The sequence below is a fragment of the Psychrobacter sp. TB55-MNA-CIBAN-0194 genome, assembly GCF_040309505.1.
Classification (GTDB): Bacteria; Pseudomonadota; Gammaproteobacteria; order Pseudomonadales; family Moraxellaceae; genus Psychrobacter; species Psychrobacter fozii.
The window spans coordinates 46,188-68,838 of record NZ_JBEOOW010000007.1 but is presented as its reverse complement, the minus strand read 5'-3'; the positions used below and the strand labels follow the sequence as shown (position 1 = coordinate 68,838).

At 41.8% G+C, this 22,651-nt stretch carries 15 protein-coding genes; 3 read left to right on the top strand and 12 right to left on the bottom strand.

The window, feature by feature from the left end; translation table 11 throughout:
• Positions 1-21: 21 nt before the first annotated feature.
• Together alr and dnaB are read right to left on the bottom strand one after the other, a co-directional pair.
• Complete coding sequence (alr, locus tag AAEY75_RS09680) at positions 22-1,128, bottom strand: alanine racemase (protein WP_197217397.1); 1,107 nt, start codon at positions 1,126-1,128, stop codon at positions 22-24.
• 142 nt (positions 1,129-1,270) lie between these two features.
• The gene (gene dnaB / locus AAEY75_RS09675) at positions 1,271-2,674 is read right to left on the bottom strand and encodes a replicative DNA helicase (RefSeq protein WP_110923805.1); all 1,404 of its coding nucleotides are present in this window, start codon (positions 2,672-2,674) and stop codon (positions 1,271-1,273) included.
• A gap of 337 nt (positions 2,675-3,011) precedes the next feature.
• Between dnaB and pdxA the strand changes: the two genes are divergently transcribed.
• The 3 genes from pdxA (at position 3,012) to AAEY75_RS09660 (ending at position 7,495) form a co-directional block, all read left to right on the top strand.
• A complete protein-coding gene (gene pdxA / locus AAEY75_RS09670) occupies positions 3,012-4,097 on the top strand; it encodes a 4-hydroxythreonine-4-phosphate dehydrogenase PdxA (RefSeq protein WP_197217568.1) in 1,086 nt (361 codons plus the stop codon).
• A gap of 1,552 nt (positions 4,098-5,649) precedes the next feature.
• Positions 5,650-6,513 (top strand): 16S rRNA (adenine(1518)-N(6)/adenine(1519)-N(6))-dimethyltransferase RsmA, encoded by an 864-nt coding sequence (gene rsmA / locus AAEY75_RS09665; RefSeq protein WP_110923808.1) that lies wholly within the window; start codon positions 5,650-5,652, stop codon positions 6,511-6,513.
• Positions 6,514-6,658: 145 nt separating this feature from the next.
• Positions 6,659-7,495 carry a symmetrical bis(5'-nucleosyl)-tetraphosphatase gene (locus tag AAEY75_RS09660; RefSeq protein ID WP_197217395.1) on the top strand — a complete coding sequence of 279 codons (837 nt, stop codon included), beginning with the start codon at positions 6,659-6,661 and terminating at the stop codon, positions 7,493-7,495.
• Positions 7,496-7,825: 330 nt separating this feature from the next.
• Here AAEY75_RS09660 and AAEY75_RS09655 read toward each other — a convergent pair whose 3' ends face one another.
• The 10 genes from AAEY75_RS09655 to ahcY form a co-directional block, all read right to left on the bottom strand.
• The gene (locus AAEY75_RS09655) at positions 7,826-8,206 is read right to left on the bottom strand and encodes a hypothetical protein (protein WP_197217393.1); all 381 of its coding nucleotides are present in this window, start codon (positions 8,204-8,206) and stop codon (positions 7,826-7,828) included.
• A 44-nt stretch (positions 8,207-8,250) separates the two neighbouring features.
• Positions 8,251-8,502, bottom strand: coding sequence for a PH domain-containing protein (locus tag AAEY75_RS09650; RefSeq protein ID WP_265090857.1), 252 nt, complete (start codon positions 8,500-8,502; stop codon positions 8,251-8,253).
• 424 nt (positions 8,503-8,926) lie between these two features.
• Positions 8,927-10,000, bottom strand: coding sequence for a glycosyltransferase family 4 protein (locus AAEY75_RS09645; protein ID WP_352259473.1), 1,074 nt, complete (start codon positions 9,998-10,000; stop codon positions 8,927-8,929).
• A 248-nt stretch (positions 10,001-10,248) separates the two neighbouring features.
• Positions 10,249-12,702 carry a site-specific recombinase gene (locus AAEY75_RS09640; protein WP_352259472.1) on the bottom strand — a complete coding sequence of 818 codons (2,454 nt, stop codon included), beginning with the start codon at positions 12,700-12,702 and terminating at the stop codon, positions 10,249-10,251.
• 247 nt (positions 12,703-12,949) lie between these two features.
• Complete coding sequence (locus tag AAEY75_RS09635) at positions 12,950-14,734, bottom strand: acyl-CoA dehydrogenase C-terminal domain-containing protein (RefSeq protein ID WP_352259471.1); 1,785 nt, start codon at positions 14,732-14,734, stop codon at positions 12,950-12,952.
• A 313-nt stretch (positions 14,735-15,047) separates the two neighbouring features.
• The gene (locus AAEY75_RS09630; protein WP_110923814.1) at positions 15,048-16,841 is read right to left on the bottom strand and encodes an acyl-CoA dehydrogenase C-terminal domain-containing protein; all 1,794 of its coding nucleotides are present in this window, start codon (positions 16,839-16,841) and stop codon (positions 15,048-15,050) included.
• A 392-nt stretch (positions 16,842-17,233) separates the two neighbouring features.
• Complete coding sequence (locus tag AAEY75_RS09625) at positions 17,234-18,937, bottom strand: putative bifunctional diguanylate cyclase/phosphodiesterase (protein WP_352259470.1); 1,704 nt, start codon at positions 18,935-18,937, stop codon at positions 17,234-17,236.
• A gap of 62 nt (positions 18,938-18,999) precedes the next feature.
• Positions 19,000-19,866: a 16S rRNA (uracil(1498)-N(3))-methyltransferase gene (locus tag AAEY75_RS09620; RefSeq protein WP_352259469.1), complete on the bottom strand. Its 867-nt coding sequence runs from the start codon at positions 19,864-19,866 to the stop codon at positions 19,000-19,002.
• Positions 19,867-20,101: 235 nt separating this feature from the next.
• Positions 20,102-20,950 carry a methylenetetrahydrofolate reductase [NAD(P)H] gene (metF, locus tag AAEY75_RS09615; protein WP_110923817.1) on the bottom strand — a complete coding sequence of 283 codons (849 nt, stop codon included), beginning with the start codon at positions 20,948-20,950 and terminating at the stop codon, positions 20,102-20,104.
• A 13-nt stretch (positions 20,951-20,963) separates the two neighbouring features.
• Positions 20,964-22,388 (bottom strand): adenosylhomocysteinase, encoded by a 1,425-nt coding sequence (ahcY, locus tag AAEY75_RS09610; RefSeq protein ID WP_194196629.1) that lies wholly within the window; start codon positions 22,386-22,388, stop codon positions 20,964-20,966.
• Positions 22,389-22,651: the final 263 nt, after the last annotated feature.

Below are 22,651 nucleotides of genomic sequence, written 5' to 3'. Positions count from 1 at the left end.
TTCACCGTCGTATTATGATTATTAGGCTTGCACACGCTTTGGACGTATGCTCAGGCGGCATAGCAGTTCATAGCTAATGGTACCTGCATGTGCAGCGACCTCATCAACGTGCGGTGCATCGCCCCATAACATTACCTTACTGTCTAAAGCAATGTCTTCTGGCGCAGTACTGACATCAATGACAATCATATCCATTGCCACGCGTCCAATGACCGCGCATCGATAGCTTTGATTATTGCTCGTGTCAATGACAGAGACATAAGCGTCATCGTTGACGACACGAGGGTAGCCATCTCCGTAGCCGATACTGACTAGAGCTGTTCTGGTGTCTTTTTGTGCGATCCAACGACTGCCATAACCAATAGCATGGTCTGCATTGACTGTCTGTAGAGCGATAATTTGCGCGCTAAAATCCATCGCTGGCTGTAAATCTAATTCCTGTGCGCTTTGATCAACGACAGGTGAGCTACCATATAAAATAATACCTGGACGTATCCAATCATAATGATGCTCTGAAAAATTGACGATACCAGCTGAATTACACAATGAACCCTTAATCTCAGCGCTAACAGTCTCTTGTAAAATGTTTAAAACGTCTGAAAAACGCTGTATTTGCATCGCATTTAATGGATGAGTGCTGTTGTCTGCATTGGCAAAATGCGTGGTGAGAATCAGTTGGTATCCAGCAGCATGAAGCTGTTTAGCGGCAGCAATCACACCCTCGGCATCGAAACCTAGGCGATTCATACCTGTATTGTATTTAATCCACACCACTCTAGTAGCACTACTAGCTGGTGGGATATTTTCCAATGCCCATTGCAACTGTGGCTCATGATGAATGACGCAGCTAATATCACTATCAATGGCTTGCTGCCACTCATCAGCGGTAAACGCACCTTCGATCAAACCAATCGTTTTATTCCAACCTAATTGTCGTGCTTCTAGTGCTTCAGTTAAGGTGGCGACTCCAATACCGTCTGCTTGCTGTAATGCTGGCAAAACTGCCGCTATCCCGTGTCCGTAAGCGTTGGATTTCACCATGGCCAGAACTTTAGAGTGTGGCGCCATTTTTTTAACTTGGGTGAGGTTATGAGTAATGGCTTTTGGTTTGATAGTGATAGTACGCATAATTGGCTTCTTTATTAGCAAAGTTATGAAGTGATAAAGCCAATGCTGCATCAATTGGATTGATGTGGCACTGGCTATGGTTACTGAGAGCTGTTTGTATTAAGTGTTTAAGGTTAAGCAAGCATAATCGGTAAAACTATGACTATTCATCATTCTCGAAACTGACATTTTGATAGTATTCTGGCGTCAGATTGATAAAGCGAGTAAATTGTCCTTCAAAGCCCAAACGTATGGTACCGATAGGGCCATTACGCTGTTTACCAATGATAATTTCAGCCACGCCTTTGTGATCTGAGTTCTCATTATAAACCTCATCACGGTAGATGAACATAATCAAATCGGCATCCTGCTCAATCGCACCTGATTCACGCAAATCTGACATAATTGGACGCTTGTTAGGACGGTTCTCTAGACTACGGTTAAGCTGCGATAGCGCAATTACTGGACACTCAAGTTCCCGTGCTAAGGCTTTTAGACTACGAGAAATCTCAGAGATTTCCCCAACACGGTTGCCATCTAGGTTTGGCACTTTCATCAACTGGAGATAATCGACTACGATAGCCCCAAGCTTGCCATCATGATTTTTGGCGATACGGCGACAGCGTGAACGCATCTCAGATGGTGGCAGGGCAGTACTATCATCGATATACAGGTGCTTAGATTGCAAATGCTGAATGGCATTCATCATTTTTGCCCATTCATCTTCATTCATTTGCCCAGAACGCAGATGCGTCTGATTAATCGCGCCCCATGATGATAGCAAGCGCATCACGATAGACTCCGCAGGCATCTCCATCGAAAACACCACGACTGGTAAGTCTTCGTTAAATAAGATGCCTTCTGCCAAGTTCATCGCAAAGGTTGTTTTACCCATCGACGGACGCGCGGCGACGATAATTAAATCGCCTGCCTGCAAACCTTGTGTTTTATTATTCAGCTCAGCGAATGGCGTTTGCAAACCAATCATGCCATCTGGATTGGATTTTAGCTCTTGGATTTTATCAATGACATTGGTCAACACCGAGGTAATGCCGACAGGGCCACGCTGTTCAGCGCGTTTATTATGCTGCTCATTAATACTAAATATCTTGCCTTCGACACTGTCTAAGATGTCACTAACGCTTTGGTCTTTCGGGTTATAAGCCAGTGTCAACATGTCATTGCCAGTGGTAATCAGCTGACGTAGTGTTGATAGTTCACGTACGCGCTGGGCGTAGGCCGTGAGGTTAAATAAGGTGGCAGGGCTTTGGCTCAAAATATCTGCCAAGTAACTGTCACCGCCCGCACCTTTGAGTAGTTTCTGTGCTTCCAACCAGTCATGCACCATGACCGTGTCATAAGGCTCATTGACCGCTGCCAAATGGGCAATCGCATCAAAGATGTATTGATGTCGCCCAGCATAAAAATCGTCTTTGGTAACGATATCGGCAATCTTGTCATACGCTTCTTCGATGCTCATCAAAGAGGCAAGCAACGCCTTTTCAATATCGATATTGTGCGGCGGTGTTTGATTGAGCAAGTCGTCGTTTTTTTCGGTATCTGCCATGAGTGCCTAATGTATCAAGAGTCGGTATGAAAGAGGGTGTAAATAGATATTTAATATAAGTGTTTGATGATTGGCAATAATACAGCAAAGCAAATGCGGTGTACTGCTACGATACAACACAAAATGCAGTCTCACGCTTGCCAGTAAATGCTACAATCAGATGCGAAAGTTTAACACATTATGGGCTTTTTTTAGACGCATACAGTAACTAAATCTGAAGCTATTAGGGTTGATCAGTGAAGAGATGGATTGCGGTTTTTAGATATAAAAACCATTATATTTAACCATAAAAACAATAAAATCAGATGTTTAATTAAGATATGGGGCTATTTTTATGATGCAAAATAAATTACCGTTGTTAATCACGACAGGCGAACCTGCTGGCATTGGTATGGACGTCGTACTGCTACTAGCGTCAGAAAATAAGTTGCAAGACTTTTCGCGGCCAATTTGGGTAACTGCGGATGCAGACGCAATGACAGAGCGTGCCAAAGAGCTTACCACTGCTGGTGTCTTAAAATTTTGCCCATCATGGCAGACGGTAGACGCAAATATAGAGGCAGATGATTTCTTAGAGCAGATGTCAACGAATATGAATCGTAGTGACGATGCTTTTATCCTGCTTCATACATCTTGTGCAGCACCAGTCATCTCTGGGCAAATCAATACTAGCAATTCAGCAATGGTGGCCAAACAATTGGACATTGCGCATAAGCTAGCATTCAATAAAACAGTCGCCGCCATCGTTACCGGCCCATTGCAAAAGTCCGCACTCATTGACGCAGACATTAAGTTATTAGATGGCAATATGTTTAGCGGCCACACTGAGTTTTTTATGCAGCAAAGTGGCTGTGAAAAAGTCGTGATGATGCTCGCCAATCAAGCCATGAAAGTGGCGCTTGTTACGACTCATTTAGCATTAAAAGACATACCGGCAGCTATTACGGCAGAGAATGTGCGCCAAACGGTACAGATTGTCATTGATGATATGCGAGAGAAATTTGGCTTAACGCAGCCCCGTATCTTAGTTTGTGGGCTTAATCCACATGCAGGCGAGGGCGGCCATCTAGGTATGGAAGAGATTGAGGTTATCAATCCGGTGTTGCATGAGTTTATCGAAGCAGGGGTCGATATATCAGAGGCGATGCCAGCGGATACGTTATTTACCCCAAGGCATTTAGCAAACTGTGATGCGGTGATTGCTATGTATCATGACCAAGGCTTACCAGTCCTCAAATCACACGGATTTGGTGATACGGTTAATCTAACCTTAGGATTGCCTTATATTCGCACATCGGTTGATCACGGTACAGCACTTGACTTGGCAGGCCGTGGTGGTGCGAGTGCGACTAGCTTATATCAAGCGTTAAATATGGCCAATGAGATGGCGGATAAATCACTTATTGAAAAACCTCTTGCATAAGTCGGTGCCTTAACAAAATTTTTTACGCAGTATTGGATAAGGTTACCGTCAATAGGTCCTATTTATGAACCATTAAATAGGACCTATTTTAAGTGGTCTATTAATAGGTTTTAAGGGTGAAGTAGCTGGTTACGCTGAGGTATACCTTAAATGGCTTTCAATTTAGCCTCGACAATACTAAAGTCTACTATTAGAGTTTCATCTCTATATAAGGCTTCTATTTTATTGAAAGGAGGTTCTTCATAGTACCAACCATCTTTTTTTATAGTTACGAACTTTTGAAAAATAATGTCATCATCTTTATTCTCAATATAACGTTCTCCCAAAATATCATAAATTTTGTGTTAACTATTAGAGTTCAGAATTATACTGTGAGTAGCTGTTTTCTCAGGGAATAGAACTCGGGAGCTTTCACCGTTACAGTCTACACCGTCTCCATATGCTTCTAAATACATATCAGCACTCATTAACTGTCTTTCTACAATTATCTCCCAATTTGCTTGTAGCCAATCATCTTTAAAGGAGCCTATGGAATCCGTACATATTAACTGCTCAATATGAGGCCAGTACAAACATAATAGATAAACATAGTCTTTTAATGCTTTGTTAATTATCATTTTACTGCGTGCTCCAATACTTTTAGCTTTTTATTAAAGGGTAGTATTCTAAATACCAACCTCTGCTATTAAATCCGTACAAGCAAACTTGGGATATTTTGCATTAGACAGTTTAATAGACCTCTTGCATAAGTCATTGCTAGCCCTTGTGACTCCGTCAGTGGAAGTCAATGAACTGGTACTTTTGCCAGAAGTCTATTCAAAATATTATGAGCAATCTACAGATGATGAATAATCAAACTTTTTCATATTTATAAGATTATTGCCACTCATATAGTTGCGTCTCTCTTTTGATATATCTTTATCATCTAAAAAATCTTCAAATTTAGAATAGCTACTTATCAGAAGATTCTCACCAGTACAGACATCGACATAAAAATAAAATAGTGATGTATTTGTTCGATCTCTGTTGGAGCTCATTGAACCGTAGATTTGTGATCCTTCGACGTACCATGAATCTAAGCCACTAATATAGCCTAGCTTCTGATTGTCAAAAATTAGACGATGCTCACCACCTATAGTTCTTTTTAGTTTTAAGTCATCTAATATTTGTATTGGATACAAGTAATAGATAGCAGTAGATATAACTATAATTAAAGCTAGAACAGACGAAATTACTCTCATTATTTTCATAACTAATTAATTTCCTCAGGGGTTATGACGGTATTTATATTATTTTTTATCATCCCTGTTCCTACAAAATGTAGCGTTGTTAGCCTGATACAGGCTGTCATTGTTCCCATAAGAGACGTTATGACAAATGATGTTGGGTAGAAGACGTCACGGTATCTATTGCGATAAAGTATGGGTAGCTTATCGATAATCATGTTTCAACAATACAGCCTAATTCTGAGCTGTGGTATAATTCATCATTATATAATTGGCATATTGCTGCCATTATCGCCCATTTATCTTTTACACATTAAGACTCTTCTATGTCCAAAACTCCGTTTGATGCTCAATCTATTTCCAACAGCCTACGTGCTGTTAAACACCAACCGCGTAAGCGCTTTGGTCAAAACTTCTTGCATGATGGCAGCGTCATTCGCGAAATCGTTGAAAGCATTCGTCTCGAGCGCGATGACAATCTAATCGAGATTGGGCCGGGAATGGGTGCGTTGACTGAGCCACTATTGGCAGAAGTCGATGCGATGACCGTAGTAGAGTTGGATCGTGATTTGGCAGACAGTTTGCGTATCCGTATTGGTGCCAACAGTCATCCGAATTTTGAGATTATCAAAGATAACGCGATGCATGTGGACTATCGCGAGCTGTATAGTCCTGAGCGCGGCAAGCTACGTGTGGTAGGTAACCTGCCATATAACATCTCTACCCCGATACTTTTTCATTTACTCAGTTATGCCGACGTGATTCAAGACATGCACTTTATGTTGCAAAAGGAAGTGGTTGAGCGTATCACTGCTGATGTTGGTAGCAAAACTTATGGTCGCTTATCCGTTATTATGCAATATCACTGCGGTACAGATTATCTATTGACCGTACCACGCGGTGCTTTTAATCCACCGCCGAAAGTAACCAGTGCTGTATTTCGTTTGACGCCGCATATCACTAAACCAGTCGTGGCAGAAGATGAAGAGTATTTTGCGATTGTCGTACGCGAAACCTTTAACCATCGTCGTAAGACACTACGTGCGATTTTTAAGAAATCTACGCTATTGCCAACGTTGAGCGAAGAAGATTTCGCGGCTTGCGCCATCGACCCACAAGCGCGTCCTGAAGTCTTAAGTGTGAAAGATTTTGTCAATTTGAGCAATCAGGCACGCAAAGTAGAAGGTTAGTTTAATCCAACTTAATATTGAACACCTCTCAAAATATTCACATATAATTATTCACATATAATTATTCACCTAAAACTATTTATATAAAAGTACTCACTTAAGAGTGCTCTTATATAAATTTATATCTAAAAAGCATAGAGGTACTATGAGTTTTCGCCACCAGTATGTCATTGGAGACCTGCAGGGTTGCTATGCTGCTTATCTTAAATTACTTGAAACCTTGAATTTTGATCCAGCCCAAGACAAGCTATGGTTTGCCGGTGACTTGGTAGCACGTGGTGAAGACTCATTGAGTACGTTGCGTCATATCAAGGCGCTATGTGAGCAAGGAGCGGCAGCAACAGTCCTTGGTAATCATGATATCAATTTGATTGCTGTCTGGCGCGGCGCAGCGAAGCTCAAAAAGAAAGACAAAACAGCGCCGATTTTTGCCGCTGATGATTGTGATGAGTTGCTTGAGTGGTTACGTCATCAGCCGCTATTGGCTTACCCTGATGAACAGACCGTACTGGTGCATGCTGGTATTCCACCGCATTGGAGTATCGATGAAGCAGCAGGCTATGCACAACAAGTAGAAGCGCAATTACAAAGCAGCTTATGGCAGCTCGATCGCTTATTACCGAATTTGTATAGCAAGTCAGCTGATGATTGGCAGCCAGATATCAATGGCTTTACTAAAATGCGTGCTATCACTAACTATTTTACGCGTATGCGTCTATGTAAACAGGATGGCACGCTTGAGTTTGGTTTTTCATCAGGTTTAGATGAGTTGATGCCTGAGGGCTTCTTGCCATGGTTTGAATGGCAAGTACCACGCTCGCGTAAGATACTATTTGGACATTGGGCTGCACTAAAAGGTGAGGTTGATTTGCCACATGCACGTGCACTCGACGGCGGCTGCGTGTGGGGCAATTGTCTATTGGCTTATCGTCTCAGTGACGGTCATGTAATAACGTCAAGCGAGCAGTGCCCGAGTTTATAACGAGGGCTATAGCTGAGCTTGATATAAGAGGCTAGATAAGCGGTCTGTTTTAAGTAGTCTGTTAATAGGTTTAAAGGGTGAAATAACTGGTTTGATTGGGGGATACCCTAATTAAAAATTCTGATTAATTTTACTAAGTAATTTGATTATTACATTTTGATATTGCCATTATTACCCATGATAAATAAAAAAAGCTACGATAGATTGAGCATCGTAGCTTTTTAGTTGGATCCATTTGATTTTTGAGTATCGAAAGCTCAGCCTAACCTACGTGCTAATTTATATTTAAAATAAATAGTATTTAGTCTTATTTATTGCAAACTAACTTAATCAGGGTCTATGACCCAATTCTTTTTGAAATTCAAGCCAAGGTTTAAGCTGTCCTTCGACGATACCTTCATAAGCATCCCAATCATTTTTTAGAAAATCATAAAGTATAGGATGCATCCTATCATTTAGACCTGCTGATAAATCAACCGTTGTTAAGCTTACGTAATTGTCTGCTAAAATCTCTATGTTATAGACCTCACTTTCCCTATACGCCATTAAGCCTTGGTAATTACTACAGCTTGCTAAATAATAAGTTTCAACTTTATTCTCACTATAATTTTTACTTTCATAAACACTATATATGTATATGAAGTCACTATCATTCTTACTCAGTGCTCTAATCATGATTTTAAATTCTACCCATGTGTTGAATTGAGCCATGCTTTCAATTTTTTAGTCATTAAGTTCATATTTAGAACTATCGGCTAACTCTTTATCAGCCCATTATTATCATCAGTTTTTAATGCTGGTACACGTTCTTGTATTGCATGATAGAACCTATCTTTGTCTTTTGGTGATATCACTATGCTACCACCTTCATATCTTATCTCAATCCTATCTAAAGACAGTGCTGGAGCAGATAAAGTACTGCTGGTAGGAGTGATATTGGTAATGTCTTTCAATGAGATGCTCTGAGTAGAAAAACCATTTTTCACTGACAATGTGTCAGCTGTCAAAGTGTACTTTATATTAAAAAACAGTACCAATAACAGTAACGCAGTTGGTATGGTAAAAAGGCTAATAAATATTATTCTTTTAATAGAACTATTGTTATACATCCATTCCCATACAGGCACCAAAACGAGTAGTAAGCTAGAACCCAATATTAAAAACGCCAACCAAAAATCAATCTTTGATGTAAATATAGTACTTATCATAATTTGTTAGCAGAAAGCCTTTAGTTAATATTTATGTTCGAATAGCTCATTTCATGTACACTGCGAAGTACACTTAGACTGTTTCAGTGAGTTAAAACGCTGATACCAGTAGCCTACAGCCAAAAGTTCAAATCCTCATTAGCGGACAGAACCAGTAAAGGTAACTGATTGGTTCACCATAGATATAAACCAGTCATACAGCCGATTAAGGTGATATTCTGAGTTATCCAAAGCTTTTGAGTAAATCTAACCACTCACTTATTATATTAGCGGGTTGATAAATTTCGACTTTCTCTTTACCTTTTAAGCTGATAGTTTTTCTCTGCTCATCATTCTTCATCAAACCAATCAACGCTGAAGCAAGTTGGCCAATGTCATTTTTAGGAACCAAAATAGAGCCCGTACCTTTTAAAACTTCTGCGGGGCCAGGCCCACAATCAAAACTAACAATAGGGAGGCCAAAAGCTAAAGCCTCAGTTAAAACCATACCAAACCCTTCTGCGCGAGAGCTCAAGCAAAATATCTCTGCCTCTCTATAATAGTGACCCACATTATCAGTCGCACCGACCAGTTCCACACTCGCAGTTATTTGGTTTGCTTCAATAAACTCAGTTAGCTTTGCTCTTTCTTCACCCTCACCAACTATTTTTAATGTCCACTCTGGCATCATTGCAGTTACCTGAAGCCAAGCTTCAAGTAATAAGTCAAACCCTTTTTCTCTATGTAGACGACCAACCGCCAATACTATTTTTTTATTTTCTTCAATATATTCTTGAATAGGAAACGGACAAGGATTGGCTATAGCGATTATTTGTGATTTATGACGAGTATTTTTTAGCCAATATTCCTTATCTCTTTCGGTTAAAGTAACCACTGAGTCACAATATCGTGCCGCTAAATGTCTGACGATAGAGCTTCTGCTAATACCCTCACTAGGATCAAAGTTAAAATGCTCCCAGCCTATATGCTTTACTTTCAAGCCTAAAGTCGCAGGTAAAGTATATGGAATAGACTTTGTGTCTACTGCCATTATTATGTCAGCACGCTCTGCTTTTAACAGCTTTCTTATTTTATAAATAGCATTAGGCGTATGACCTAACTTAACGCGCGGAGAATCCGATAGTGAAATTATTTTAATATCTTCATTTAGAGGAAAGAAAGGTGTATCACAAGGTCCAATACTAGCTAATATTATTTTATGGCCCACCTCAGATAGACCGTTAGCAATCATAGAACCTACTCGTTCAACACCAGCGCCCTTATTAAGGCCGTAAAACAACACCATTAAAATTTTCAAATCGATTGCCTTGCTTGTTAGGGTCTGTTGAACATGTACATATTAGGGTTACTGATGGTTCTGATTTGGCTGACTCCTGTTGTCAAAGCCGACAGAGATATGCCATCATTTCATACGAAGTGGCTAACTCTGGTGACTTGATAAGATTTAGGTGGTGAGAGCAATGACGTATCAAAAAACATGGTTAGCCATCTCATTAGCCATAAGATCAGTAGTTAACCAAGTATAAAGCCACCTAAACCATCCTATTAATTAGGCAGTTTTGGCGGATTTTTTGGTTTTGGTAGAGGTGTTTTTGCATCGCCCGCTGCTTTACTATCAGGATCTACATGATGTGGTTCTTTGCTGATATCGCTGTTAGCATCGTAATCATGGTTGTTCGGTGTTTTGTCCGTTTGATTATACTGAATATCATTGGTGTAGGGCATGCTATTGAGCTCTTCATCCATTAACCCATCGTCAAGGTCTACAGTTTGGTGAGAAGGGGCATGAGCTTGCGTGTGATCGCCCTCAGGTTGATTGTCATAATATATATCAGTGTTTGTTTGAGGATACTGAGCATTACCTTGTTTAGACTCAGGTAAAATTCTGACATCAGACAAGCGTCGTACGACATAATTACTTGGTAAGTGTTTACCATTTTTTTGCGCTGAGGTATCGTCAAATATCATATGCCCTTGGCTGTCGATACGTGCGTATTTCATTGGCTTATCACGTGGCCAGAAAAAGTCAGAAGGATGACTAATGATATGACCGAACACCAATTTGGTTAGGCGACTCCATTCAAAGAAACGAACTTCTTTAGAGCGTAATGCGACAAACAGTGCCAGTGAAAAACTGACCAATAAGTTGACGATACCAATAAGTGCCACGCCAAGCATTGAGACTAAGATAACGCTCCAGCTTATCTCGTCGGCAGATATGTTAAATAAACCATGTGCCAAGTTCGCCGAGGCAAACGCAATATGGCGAATATCAATTGGCAAGCCAAATATAAAGCCAATCGTCGCGGTACTACCTAAAAACACACCGAATAAAAAGTTACCCATGATGGCACCCAAATTGGCTTCTATAAAGCCACCAAGGCGCTGAAGCCAGGATTTCGGTAGTATATACATGAGTAGTTTATGGCGTTGGATACGGGCACCTATATTATTGTACACCGCTAAATTGTCATAATAACCAGCAATCAAACCCGATAAAAATAAGTACACACCTGCAATCGCAGCATGGGGCAGTGCCAGCGAATGAAAGGGATCTAGATCATGGAGTAGGTGACCCGCTTTTTCTGAGTCTATCATCGGCGTACCCGTATATTGCAGCCACGCAAAAGAAATAATGAGGGCAACGGGTATCGCCAGCATCACATTACCCATGATGGCAACGAACTGAGTACGCAAAATATCGACGACCAACTCTGATAATTTGGTCAGCTGATGGGATTTTTTACCAGAGCTTTCAGATATGGTAGAGGCAATAGCCGCCGCCGTCATGGCTGGCTGCTTAGTAGCAACGGTACCGCGGATGACATGGATGAAGACAAAGCCTAAACCATAAATCATACTGTTAACAAATGCTCGACCTATCGGAGCCAGTGCCAATTGATAAGCCAATATTTTGATCGTGGCCATAAACGCAATGATAAAGCCACCAATAGAGGCTTTTTTGAACATCTTTCGGTAGCCAGACTTATCGGTGCTGATGTAATGCTCACCGACGCGGCTCGCATTTTCTGTCACTTTACGAGAGAGTAGCTTGGTATTGTTATCGATTAAATAGCCAATACTGTAGCGACGATTGGCAGTCGTAATCAGCGTTTGAATCAGATCAATCACCGCACGATCGCGCTTGTTATCGTCATCTGTGACCAGCTCCGTCAAGATGCGCATACGCTGTAAGCTTTGATCTAAACGCAGCATCATATTCGTCAGACGAATAGAGATACCAGTTTTGTAAATACGTTTGCGTACGGTGGCAACGATATCCTCACACTGCTCAATCATCACGAGTAAGGGAGCTGGATCAACCGCTTGTTCAGGGGTGATGTCCGTTAACGTGTCAAGCTCATGCGCTTTTCTGTATTCATTGACAAACAGGACTGCTTCTTGGTTTTGAGCCACGAAAGACGCTGAGTAATTCAACATTTGTGGGTAAGAGTCCATCAAATCAGGATGCAAACCGATACCACTGATGCGATAAGATAAGATAATAATCGCATTCAGAATACTGTTTTTTACGGTGGCGACTAAGTCTAAATGCTTCTCTTCTACTTTAAGCAGCTCTATTAACGTATCCCATTTATCTTTTTCGATATTGGCAAGCCAACGTTCATCAGACTTTTTATCGAACAAGTAGCCAACCAACTCTACGACAGAGTCTTCTTGCGGTAGTATCGGCAAAAAACGATGGCCAACCAAACGGCGTAAGCTGTTAAAGAATCCTTGGTCTGACATGATGCCAGTATCAGTATACAAAGCGATTTGACGGTATTGAATGATTATCTTTAGGACGAAGCTAGAGAGTCCATCAGCATATTCTGGATGCTGACGAAGGATATCAATAAGTGATTGAATATTTGCGTTGGCGAGGGCGGGCTCTTTATCATTTACCCGTAGCTCGTCTATTAAACGCTTTAGTACCGCGTTATCGGGTACATCACTTAAGGCAGTAATCTGCTGTAAAATGTGTTTCATTTCTGACACGTCATACCCTTTGTTATGATTATTTTGGTAGCTTTTATTATGTAATGGGTCACAGTAAGCGTTTTTCTAAAAATATGGCAACCTCTTTATTTGGTTAAAATAACGCTTTATTGTACGTCATTTTAATCTGAACCATTCATTGATAGTCACTTATTTTGTTAGTAATTATGATGAGAATCATTTTGGCACAAAAAAGGACAGCTCAATGTGGCTGTCCTTTTTTAAGAGTGTTTTATATGATAATTACTTAGCTAGCAGGTACATTAAAGTAATCAAGATCAAAGTTCATCATCGGATCACTACCAGCTTGTACCATCTGTGCATGTGACTCGATACGTGGCAATATACGACCGACAAAGTAATCAGCAAGCTTTGCTTTGTTGGTATAAAAATCACCTTCTTTGCCATTGGCCGCTTCGACCATCAGTGCAAACATGTACGAATATGCTAGGTAGCCAAAGGCATGCATATAATCAACGGCACAGCCATTGACTTCATTTTTACGCTCGCCAATATTACCAAGCACAGTCTGAGTCAATGCTTCGATCGTATCTGCAGCATCTAATGTGGCTTGTTTGATGCCATGATCTGCTTGCATGTTGCCGATAAAGTCACGGATTTCACCCAAGAAATTTGTGACATATTTGCCGTTATTACGAGCAACTTTACGGCCTAATAAATCAAGCGCTTGAATACCGTTGGTACCTTCATAAATCTGTGCAATACGAGTATCACGTACAATTTGCTCCATACCCCATTCGCGGATATAGCCATGACCACCAAATACTTGCTGGCAATCAACAGTAGCTTCTAACGCTTTATCGGTCAAAAACGCTTTGGCTACTGGCGTGAGTAGGGCAACACGGGCAGCCGCCGCTTTTGCCAACTCAGGATCTGTACTAAATTTCTCTTCATCAAGGTTTTTCGCAACGTACATGGCAAAACAACGAGAGGCTTCGGTATTCGCTTTAGCATTCAGTAGCATACGGCGTACGTCAGCATGATGAATGATAGCATCAGCTGGTTTTTCTGGGCTTTGTAGTTGCGTATCGCTACGGCCTTGACCACGATCATTGGCGTATAAAGCGGCATTTTGATAGGCAAGCTCAGAACCACCAAGGCCTTGTAGACCCATCGTGACACGCTCATAGTTCATCATAATGAACATTGAAGATAGGCCTGTATTTTCTGCGCCAACCATCCAACCTTTAGCGTTGTCAAAGTTCATCACACAAGTGGCTGATGCCTTGATGCCCATTTTATGTTCGATAGAACCCACTGCTAATGTGTTGCGCTCGCCTAAGCTGCCATCTTCGTTGACCAAGAATTTTGGTACCACAAACAATGAAATACCTTTTGAACCTTCTGGCGCATTAGGTGTTTTTGCCAATACTAAATGAATAATATTGTCAGTCAGATCATGCTCACCACCAGTGATAAAGATTTTGGTACCAGAGATATCAAAGCTACCATCATCATTAGGTACTGCTTTGGTTTTGATGATACCCAAATCCGTACCGGCATGCGGCTCAGTCAAACACATAGTACCTGACCATTCACCGTTGTACATTTTTTCGAGGTAAGTCTGTTTTTGCTCTTCAGAGCCAGCAGCGTTCAAGCAAAGCGTCGCACCGACTGTCAGATTTGGATACAGTGCAAACGATTGGTTTGCAGTGAAAACCATTTCTTCAGTCAACATGGTGACCATTTTTGGAAAGCCTTGACCGCCGTACTCAGCGTTACCACTTAGACCAACCCAGCCTGATTCAGCAAATTGCTTATAAGCTTCTTTGAATCCAGTTGGGGTAGTAACGACGCCGTTACCATGAAAGGTTGCGCCTTCTTCATCACCACTGCGGTTGATAGGCAACAGAATATTTTTTGACAGTTTTGCCATTTCTTCCAAAATCATATCGACAGTTTCTATATCAACATGAGCTAAGTTTTCGTTATTTTGCCAAAATTTAGGCGCATTAAACACATCATTTAAGATAAAGCGCATGTCGTTAAGAGGGGCATTATAGACAGCCATAAACATTCCTTTGGTTCAAATGAGTAGAGTTAAGAGTATTAAAGTTATAGGTTGTTTTTCTAATGTAACCTGAGCGATTAATAATTAAAGTTTAACAAATAAGCTTGCGCGCGGGTGTATTTCTTCGTGAATCGTGCGTGCACCAAAAGTTAGTAGCGACTATTGTGATGCTGAACTACCTCTCAAGGGCGAAGGCCGTTGTTGATATAAGATACTAAAGCACTAAAGCGACGAACAGTGGCACAAAATAAATCGGCAACATACCGTGGTATGTTGCCGATCATGTATCTTAGCTAATTTATAAAGTCTTCAATTAAAAAGCAAATTGATCGACGTCCATGCTCATGTATGGCTCAACACCAGTGCTGATACGCTGTACGTGAGTGGTAGTACGTGGCAATAATTTAGCAAAGTAGAATTGTGCGGTTTTTACTTTGGCATCATAGAATGCGGCTTCGCTAGTACCGTCTGCAATAGCAGTTTGTGCAACTAGTGCCATACGAGCCCATAAGTAAGCTAGTGTGACATAGCCACTGAAGTACATGTAATCAACCGCTGCACCGCCTACTGCTTCAGGGTTTTCAGTCGCTTGCATGCCGATACGTGCCGTTAGATCACCCCATTCTTTAAGGTGCTTGACAAGTGGACGAACAAATTGACCCATCTCGTCATTTTCTTTGTTATCTTCACAGAACTGTTGAATGATATTGACAAAGTTGCCAAGTAGTTTGCCTTGTGAGCCCAATACTTTACGACCTAATAAATCAAGTGCTTGGATCTCAGTCGTCCCTTCGTATAGACAAGCGATACGAGTATCACGGACGTTTTGCTCCATACCCCATTCGCTCACAAAGCCGTGACCACCATAAATCTGTATACCATGATTGGCGGCTTCTAAACCAGTTTCGGTCAAGAATGCTTTGGCAATTGGTGTCAATAGCGACAGCATTTGATCAGCAAATTTAAGCTCTTCGCCTTCGCCTTTTGCGACGATATCTGCAAAATGCGAGAGGTAATAAACCAATGCACGGCCGCCTTCAGCAAAGGCTTTTTCAGTCAATAGCATGTTGCGAACCGCTGGATGCACAATGATCGGGTCAGCTACTTTTTCTGGTGCTTTAGTGCCTGATAAAGAGCGCATGGCCAGACGATCTTTTGCATAGGTTAGTGAACCTTGGAACGCATACTCAGCAGCTGTTAGACCTTGAACAGCAGTACCGATACGGGCAACGTTCATAAAGGTGAACATGCACTGTAGGCCGCGGTTTTCTGGGCCAATTAGGTAACCTGTTGCACCATCGAAGTTGATGACACAAGTGGCAGAGGCTTTAATGCCCATTTTATGCTCGATAGAACCACAAACGACATTGTTGCTTTCACCAACGCTACCATCTTCATTGACCGTCATTTTAGGGACGATAAACAATGAGATACCTTTTGTGCCAGCAGGTGCGCCTGGTAGGCGCGCTAATACAATGTGGATAATGTTGTCAGTTAAATCATGCTCGCCGGCAGAGATAAAGATTTTTTGACCAGTAATGCTATAGCTGCCATCTTCTTTAGGCTCAGCTTTAGTACGGATAATACCCAAATCAGAACCCGCATGCGCTTCAGTCAGACACATCGTACCTGACCATTCGCCACTGATCATTTTTTCGAGATAGGTTTGTTTCTGTGCATCAGTACCATGGTGTTCGATGGTTTGAATAGCACCATGTGATAGGCCGGGGTACATAGAGAATGACCAGTTGGCCGTACCAACCATTTCATTGATAACCGTTGATAATGAAAAAGGCATGTTTTGACCACCGAACTCTTCTTCAGCAGACAAAGCAGGGAAGCCAAGCTCACAGAACGCTTTGTACGCTTCTTTAAAACCTTTTGGCGTGGTAACAACACCATTATCAAAATGACAGCCTTCAGCATCACCGCTTTGATTCAATGGTGATAGCTCATTTTCAGCGAAGCTTGCAGCCATTTCGAACAGGCTATCCATCAATTCACGGTCAGCTTCCTGAAACGCAGGTAAAGTTTTATAGTGGCTTTCGCTATCAAGTAACTCATGCATTACGAATTGAATATCACGTAAGGGCGCTTTATATTGCATAACTTCCTGTCCTTTTTGGAATATAATCAATAATCGTCAAGAGTAGGTAGGTCGCTGCACTATTAGATAGCACAAAAGTCCTGGTCACTTTAATCTGAACATCCTAAATAAATGCTAGGCTGTAATACAGATTGACTAAGTTATCGATTACATAAAATCGTATTGAAAAGAGTGGTGATTGTTAGAGTCGGCTTGAGGCTGAATAAGACCTAACAAATTCACTATAAAAGATAGGCTTTCACAGAAGATTATACAAGTTTGGTGACAGGACTGATAAGTCATGAACCTGCCTTGCATCCGTTGTGTAATCGAAGCTAGGCGTTCAAGATAAAGACGAATAACCACATGAAATTATTAGTGATACTAAGTAAGTGACGCTCAATCAGGTTGGGTTATACCACACTGTACTGCTGAATTAACATATTGGTTGCAGAGTCAGCTGGCACGGGTCTGCTCAGCCAATAGCCTTGACCTTGCTTACATCCCATTGCAAATAGTACGTCACGCTGCTCCTCGGTTTCGATACCTTCAGCGATGACCTGCATATTAAGGGCGTTGCCCAAATCTAAAATAGCCTTGACAATCGCATGTTGGGTAGGATTATTTTCAATATTAGAGATAAAGCTCTTATCGATTTTAATAAAATCAAACGGATACTCTTGTAAGTAACTTAACGAGGCATAACCGGTGCCAAAATCATCTAAGGCCAGACAGATTCCCAACTCTTTGAGTAACTCCAGTTGCTTTTTAACGTTGCTATGGCGCTGAATGAGAGAAGACTCTGTCACTTCAATATGCAATTGATGCGTAGAAATATCGTGCTGTGTAAGGAGGTTGCTTACCATCTCAGAAAAATTAGGATGGCTAAATTCCGCGGCGTCCGCATTGATACAGATATGCTGAAGAAAGCCTTGTTTTTGCCAAATCGACAGCTGCTTGGCAATTTGAATGGCCATTTGTGAGAATAGCTCAAATGATAGCTTATGAGCGATAATGGCATCGATAAAGTGTACTGGGCTCAACAGTCCACGAGTCGGATGTTGCCAGCGTACCAATGCCTCAAAACCAGTAATAGCGCCTGTCGCTAATTCAAATTTTGGCTGATAGTAAGGAATAAACTGACCTTCAGAGGCGGCGACTCTGAGTTCAGCCTCTAACTGCCAACTATCAGTGGTGGCTTCATCAATAGCGGTGTCATACCAGCAGATATCATCACCACCCTGATTCTTGACATAATGCAGCGCTTTTTCGGCTTTGGTCAACAGCCCTGTCAATCCTTCACCATCTTTAGGAAAGTAACTAACACCAATGGATACGTGACAATATATCTTTGCTTCTGATTTATCTGGAGAAAAGGGCCGTTCACACATTTGCATTAAGCTGTCTAGCTGGTGACGAATGATATTAGCATTAGGGCATTCGAATAATAAGGCAAAATCATCACCACCAAAATGCGAAAAACAATGCAAATTATCGAGTTTGAGTTTTTTGACGCGTTTGACAAAACTGTTAATCAAAGCATTTATGCCATCAGGGCCTAGTAAGCTTGCAAGGCTGCGATAACGGTCGATATTCAAACGTACAATAACAACTTCTTGATAACTGTCTAATAGCAAGTCACTGACTTGACTCAAAAATACTTTACGGTTTGGCAGGCCTGTCACTTGGTCATAATTGAGCAAATGAACCAATTGTTTTTTGTCTTTGATGGCAGAAGAGGTATCACGCAGCATACCAACATAGTAAACAGTCTGTTCGACATAGAGTTTGCGATAAGTAATATGACAATCAACGATCTCCCCATAGCGATTGGCCATCGAAAAATCATTTTCGTAAAAACCATTAGTATCTAGATGACTAGTGATATCCGCTAAAATATCTCTTTCTTCTTTAGATAAAAATTCTGCCGCGTAGATACCAAGCGGTCGCCCAAGTAAAAATGACTCGGTATAACCAATAGTCATCTCGTAACAGGCATTGACCGATAAATAGCGCAAATTGGCATCTAAGATGAATATAGAGTCATCAAGTTGTTCGCATAACTGAGCCAGCAACTGTTGCTTGTCTGCGATTGGCATAGTGGCGGCATTAGTCATAATCGGACCCATAACATTAAAGTGGAAGAATAAATAAGGTTACATACATGGCCTTTTGATAACTAATGACTCAAAGCATGTAAGGTCGCCAATGCAACTACCGGGGCGGTTTCGGTACGTAATACTCTCGGGCCAATTTGCCAAGGATGAAAGCCGAGCTCTGATGCTTGCTGACATTCATCGTCGCTGAGCCCGCCCTCAGGGCCAATTAATAGTTCAATATAAGGTGTCGACTGTTTTAGGGTGACTGGTAACAATTCAGGCATCGCGGGCTGTCCTAATGCTGGCACGCTCAACTGCATACGTAAGTCAGCTGGCTGCTGTAGCCGATGATAATAGGCGTCTTGACTGAGTGTGGTTACTATAGGGCTGACTACCGTCTCTTGATTGTTATCTGCTACTTTGGCTAACCAGTCATGGATAGAGATAGGTGCGAGAATGAGCGGTGGACGATTGAGGCCGCATTGCTCGCAGGCTGCAATAGCTACTTGCTGCCAATGTGCCAGTTTCTTCTCAACTTGTGCAGGCTTTAGGTTTACCTCACCGTGATGGCTACTTAGTAACTGAATAGCTGTTACACCCAGCTCGGTTGACTTCTGAATCGCATAATCCATGCGTTCACCGCGACTCATTACCAGACCAATTTTAGTGAGTACTGATGCGCTACGATCATCCTCTATATGAGCCAATAGAGTGACAGTGGCATGCTTTTTACTAATGGTCTGTAACTGTACTTGATACTCACCGCCAAACCCATCGAATAAAACACCTTGATCGCCAACATTTGCCCGTAATACGCGGCACCAATGATGAACAATATTTTCTGTAAGTTCGACATTGGCACCTATAGATAAAGTGCTAAGTCGAGAGTAAGTTGTATTTTCTGCATTATTGGTGTCATTGCTAGTAGCATAAAAAAAACGTCGCACAGTTGCTTAGTCCTATAGTTTAAATAATAAGTTTTTTAAATATCTTAGCAGAATATCGTCAAAGTAGGTGAAGTTATTGCTGTTAGTACATTTAGCATAATGCTTATTAGTATAATTTTTATTGTAAGAAATATTAATTATTTCTGATTGTCTCTAATAATCTCAAAAAGTCATTACCAAAAAAAACTGGCGCTCCGAAGAACGCCAGTTATTATGCAGTAAATTGAATAATAATTTACGTGGTTAACCCTAGTTCTTCAACCAAACGTTTGTTTGGCTCAACCTTGTTCATGCTATAAAAATGCATGGCAGGTACACCTTCGCTAATGAGACGCTCACATAAGCGATACACCACATCAAAGCCAAATTCACGGATGGCCTTGCGGTCATCACCAAAATCTGCCAATTGCTTACGTACATAACGTGGAATGTCAGCGCCACAGCTATCAGCAAAACGCATCAGATTGCTAGAATTGGTAATTGGCATGATGCCAGCAACCAATGGCTTAGCAACCGTATCAACACCGCGCTTTTCTAGGGTGTCGCGCAAGTATAGATAGCTATCAGCATTATAGAAGAACTGGGTAATCGCTGCATCCGCACCAGCTTGAAACTTATTGACCAAGTTGTCGATATCAGAATCGAAGCTACGGGCTTGTGGATGCATCTCTGGATAAGCGGCTACTTCGATACGAAAGTGATCACCTGAATGTTCGCGGATAAACTTGACCAAGTCTAACGCAAACGGCAGCTCACCCATACCAACTTGACCTGACGGTAAGTCACCACGAAGCGCGACAATACGATTGATGCCTAAACTCTTGTAATGTGTCAATAGTTCAGCGATTTCGCTTTTATCATCGCCAATACAGGACATATGCGGAGCAACACCAGTATCACCACGTGTGCATAATGCTTGCACAATATCCAAGGTGCGACTGCGGGTGGAACCACCAGCGCCATAGGTCACCGAAAAATAACTCGGTGACAGCTTGTTTAGCTCATCATAAGTACTCAGTAGCTTTTCGTGTCCCTGCTCTGTTTTTGCAGGGAAGAACTCAAAAGAGAACGCAGGCTTACTCACAGTCTGGCTCCTTTTAGTATTTATAAGCGTCAGGCTTGAATGGGCCTTCGACTGATACACCTAAGTATTCAGCTTGCTTTTCAGTCAGCTTGGTTAAAGTACCATTAAAGCCTGCAACCATCGCAGCGGCTACTTCTTCGTCTAACTTCTTAGGCAATACTTTTACGTATAAGTTATCAGTACGCTTGTCTGCTGGTAGCTCAGCGAATTTTTCTTCGAACAAATACATTTGAGCCAATACTTGGTTAGCAAATGAGCCGTCCATCACGCGTGATGGGTGACCAGTCGCATTACCTAGGTTCACTAGACGACCTTCAGCAAGCAAGATCAAATAATCGTTCTCATCATCTGAGCGGAAGATTTGATGCACTTGTGGCTTGATCTCAACCCAGCGCCAGTTATCACGCATGAATTGGGTGTCAATTTCGGTATCGAAGTGACCAATGTTACAAACGACTGCACCAGGTTTCAGTGCTGCTAGCATATGACGATCACAAACATGGTAGTTACCAGTGGTGGTAACGATCATATCGGTATCTTCTAGCAGACGCGTGTTAATGTTTTCTGCGCCGCCAGTGTTATCACCATTAATGTAAGGTGATAATACTTCAAAGCCGTCCATACATGCCTGCATGGCACAGATAGGATCAACTTCTGATACACGTACGATCATACCTTCTTGACGTAAGCTTTGCGTAGAGCCTTTGCCTACATCGCCATAACCGATAACCAAAGCGCGGCGACCAGCAAGGAACATGTCGGTAGCGCGTTTGATAGCATCATTCAAGCTATGACGGCAGCCGTATTTGTTGTCGTTTTTAGACTTGGTAACGGCGTCGTTGACGTTGATTGCGGGTACTTTAAGTGTACCTTTGGCAAGCATCTCAACCAGACGGTGGACACCAGTAGTTGTCTCTTCTGAGATACCATGAATGCTATCAAGCAGCTCAGCATAATCATTATGAATCAAAGCAGTTAAGTCACCGCCGTCATCCAAAATTAGGTTGGCATCCCAAAGTTGGCCAGACGCTTCGCCGCCAACGTGAACTTGTTGACGTAAGCACCACTCGTACTCTTCTTCTGTTTCGCCTTTCCAAGCATAAACAGAGATACCAGCAGCAGCAATCGCAGCAGCAGCATGGTCTTGAGTTGAGAATATATTACATGAGGTCCAGCGTACTTCAGCACCTAGCGCGACTAGTGTCTCGATAAGTACGGCAGTTTGGATGGTCATGTGGATACAGCCAGCGATTTTAGCGCCTTTAAGCGGCTGATCTGCTTCGTAGCGACGACGCAAACCCATTAGGGCAGGCATTTCGGCTTCAGCAAGGGTGATTTCACGACGGCCGTAATCAGCAAGGCTAATGTCAGCGACTTTATAGTCAGTGAAAGAGGGATCGATCGTATGGGCAGATGGGGTGTTAGACACTGCGTCCATAATATGCTCCTATCAGTGGTTAATTTATGATAAAAAGAATAAAAACGCAGGTGCCGTTGTTTGCGCTGTGAGTGACCAAAAATAAGACACTCGACAGTTAACCGAGCCTAACATAATGATTGATCAGCATGGCTTGGAAGCCTAGATGCAATAATCAGTAATTATGGCGCAACACCTCTCGGAGGGTGTCATTGTAATAGATGACAGGTAAAATGTCACCTACTGGCTAATAGAAATAATAGACAGCAGTGTTATGTTTGATT

What these genes read in the sequence shown, in the direction of transcription:
- pdxA (WP_197217568.1), top strand. Translation starts at nt 3,012, where the DNA reads ATGCAAAATAAATTACCGTTGTTAATCACGACAGGCGAACCTGCTGGC.
- AAEY75_RS09655 (WP_197217393.1), bottom strand. Translation starts at nt 8,206, where the DNA reads ATGGCTCAATTCAACACATGGGTAGAATTTAAAATCATGATTAGAGCA.
- ahcY (WP_194196629.1), bottom strand. Translation starts at nt 22,388, where the DNA reads ATGGACGCAGTGTCTAACACCCCATCTGCCCATACGATCGATCCCTCT.
- alr (WP_197217397.1), bottom strand. Translation starts at nt 1,128, where the DNA reads ATGCGTACTATCACTATCAAACCAAAAGCCATTACTCATAACCTCACC.
- rsmA (WP_110923808.1), top strand. Translation starts at nt 5,650, where the DNA reads ATGTCCAAAACTCCGTTTGATGCTCAATCTATTTCCAACAGCCTACGT.
- AAEY75_RS09625 (WP_352259470.1), bottom strand. Translation starts at nt 18,937, where the DNA reads ATGACTAATGCCGCCACTATGCCAATCGCAGACAAGCAACAGTTGCTG.
- dnaB (WP_110923805.1), bottom strand. Translation starts at nt 2,674, where the DNA reads ATGGCAGATACCGAAAAAAACGACGACTTGCTCAATCAAACACCGCCG.
- AAEY75_RS09630 (WP_110923814.1), bottom strand. Translation starts at nt 16,841, where the DNA reads ATGCAATATAAAGCGCCCTTACGTGATATTCAATTCGTAATGCATGAG.
- AAEY75_RS09635 (WP_352259471.1), bottom strand. Translation starts at nt 14,734, where the DNA reads ATGGCTGTCTATAATGCCCCTCTTAACGACATGCGCTTTATCTTAAAT.
- AAEY75_RS09660 (WP_197217395.1), top strand. Translation starts at nt 6,659, where the DNA reads ATGAGTTTTCGCCACCAGTATGTCATTGGAGACCTGCAGGGTTGCTAT.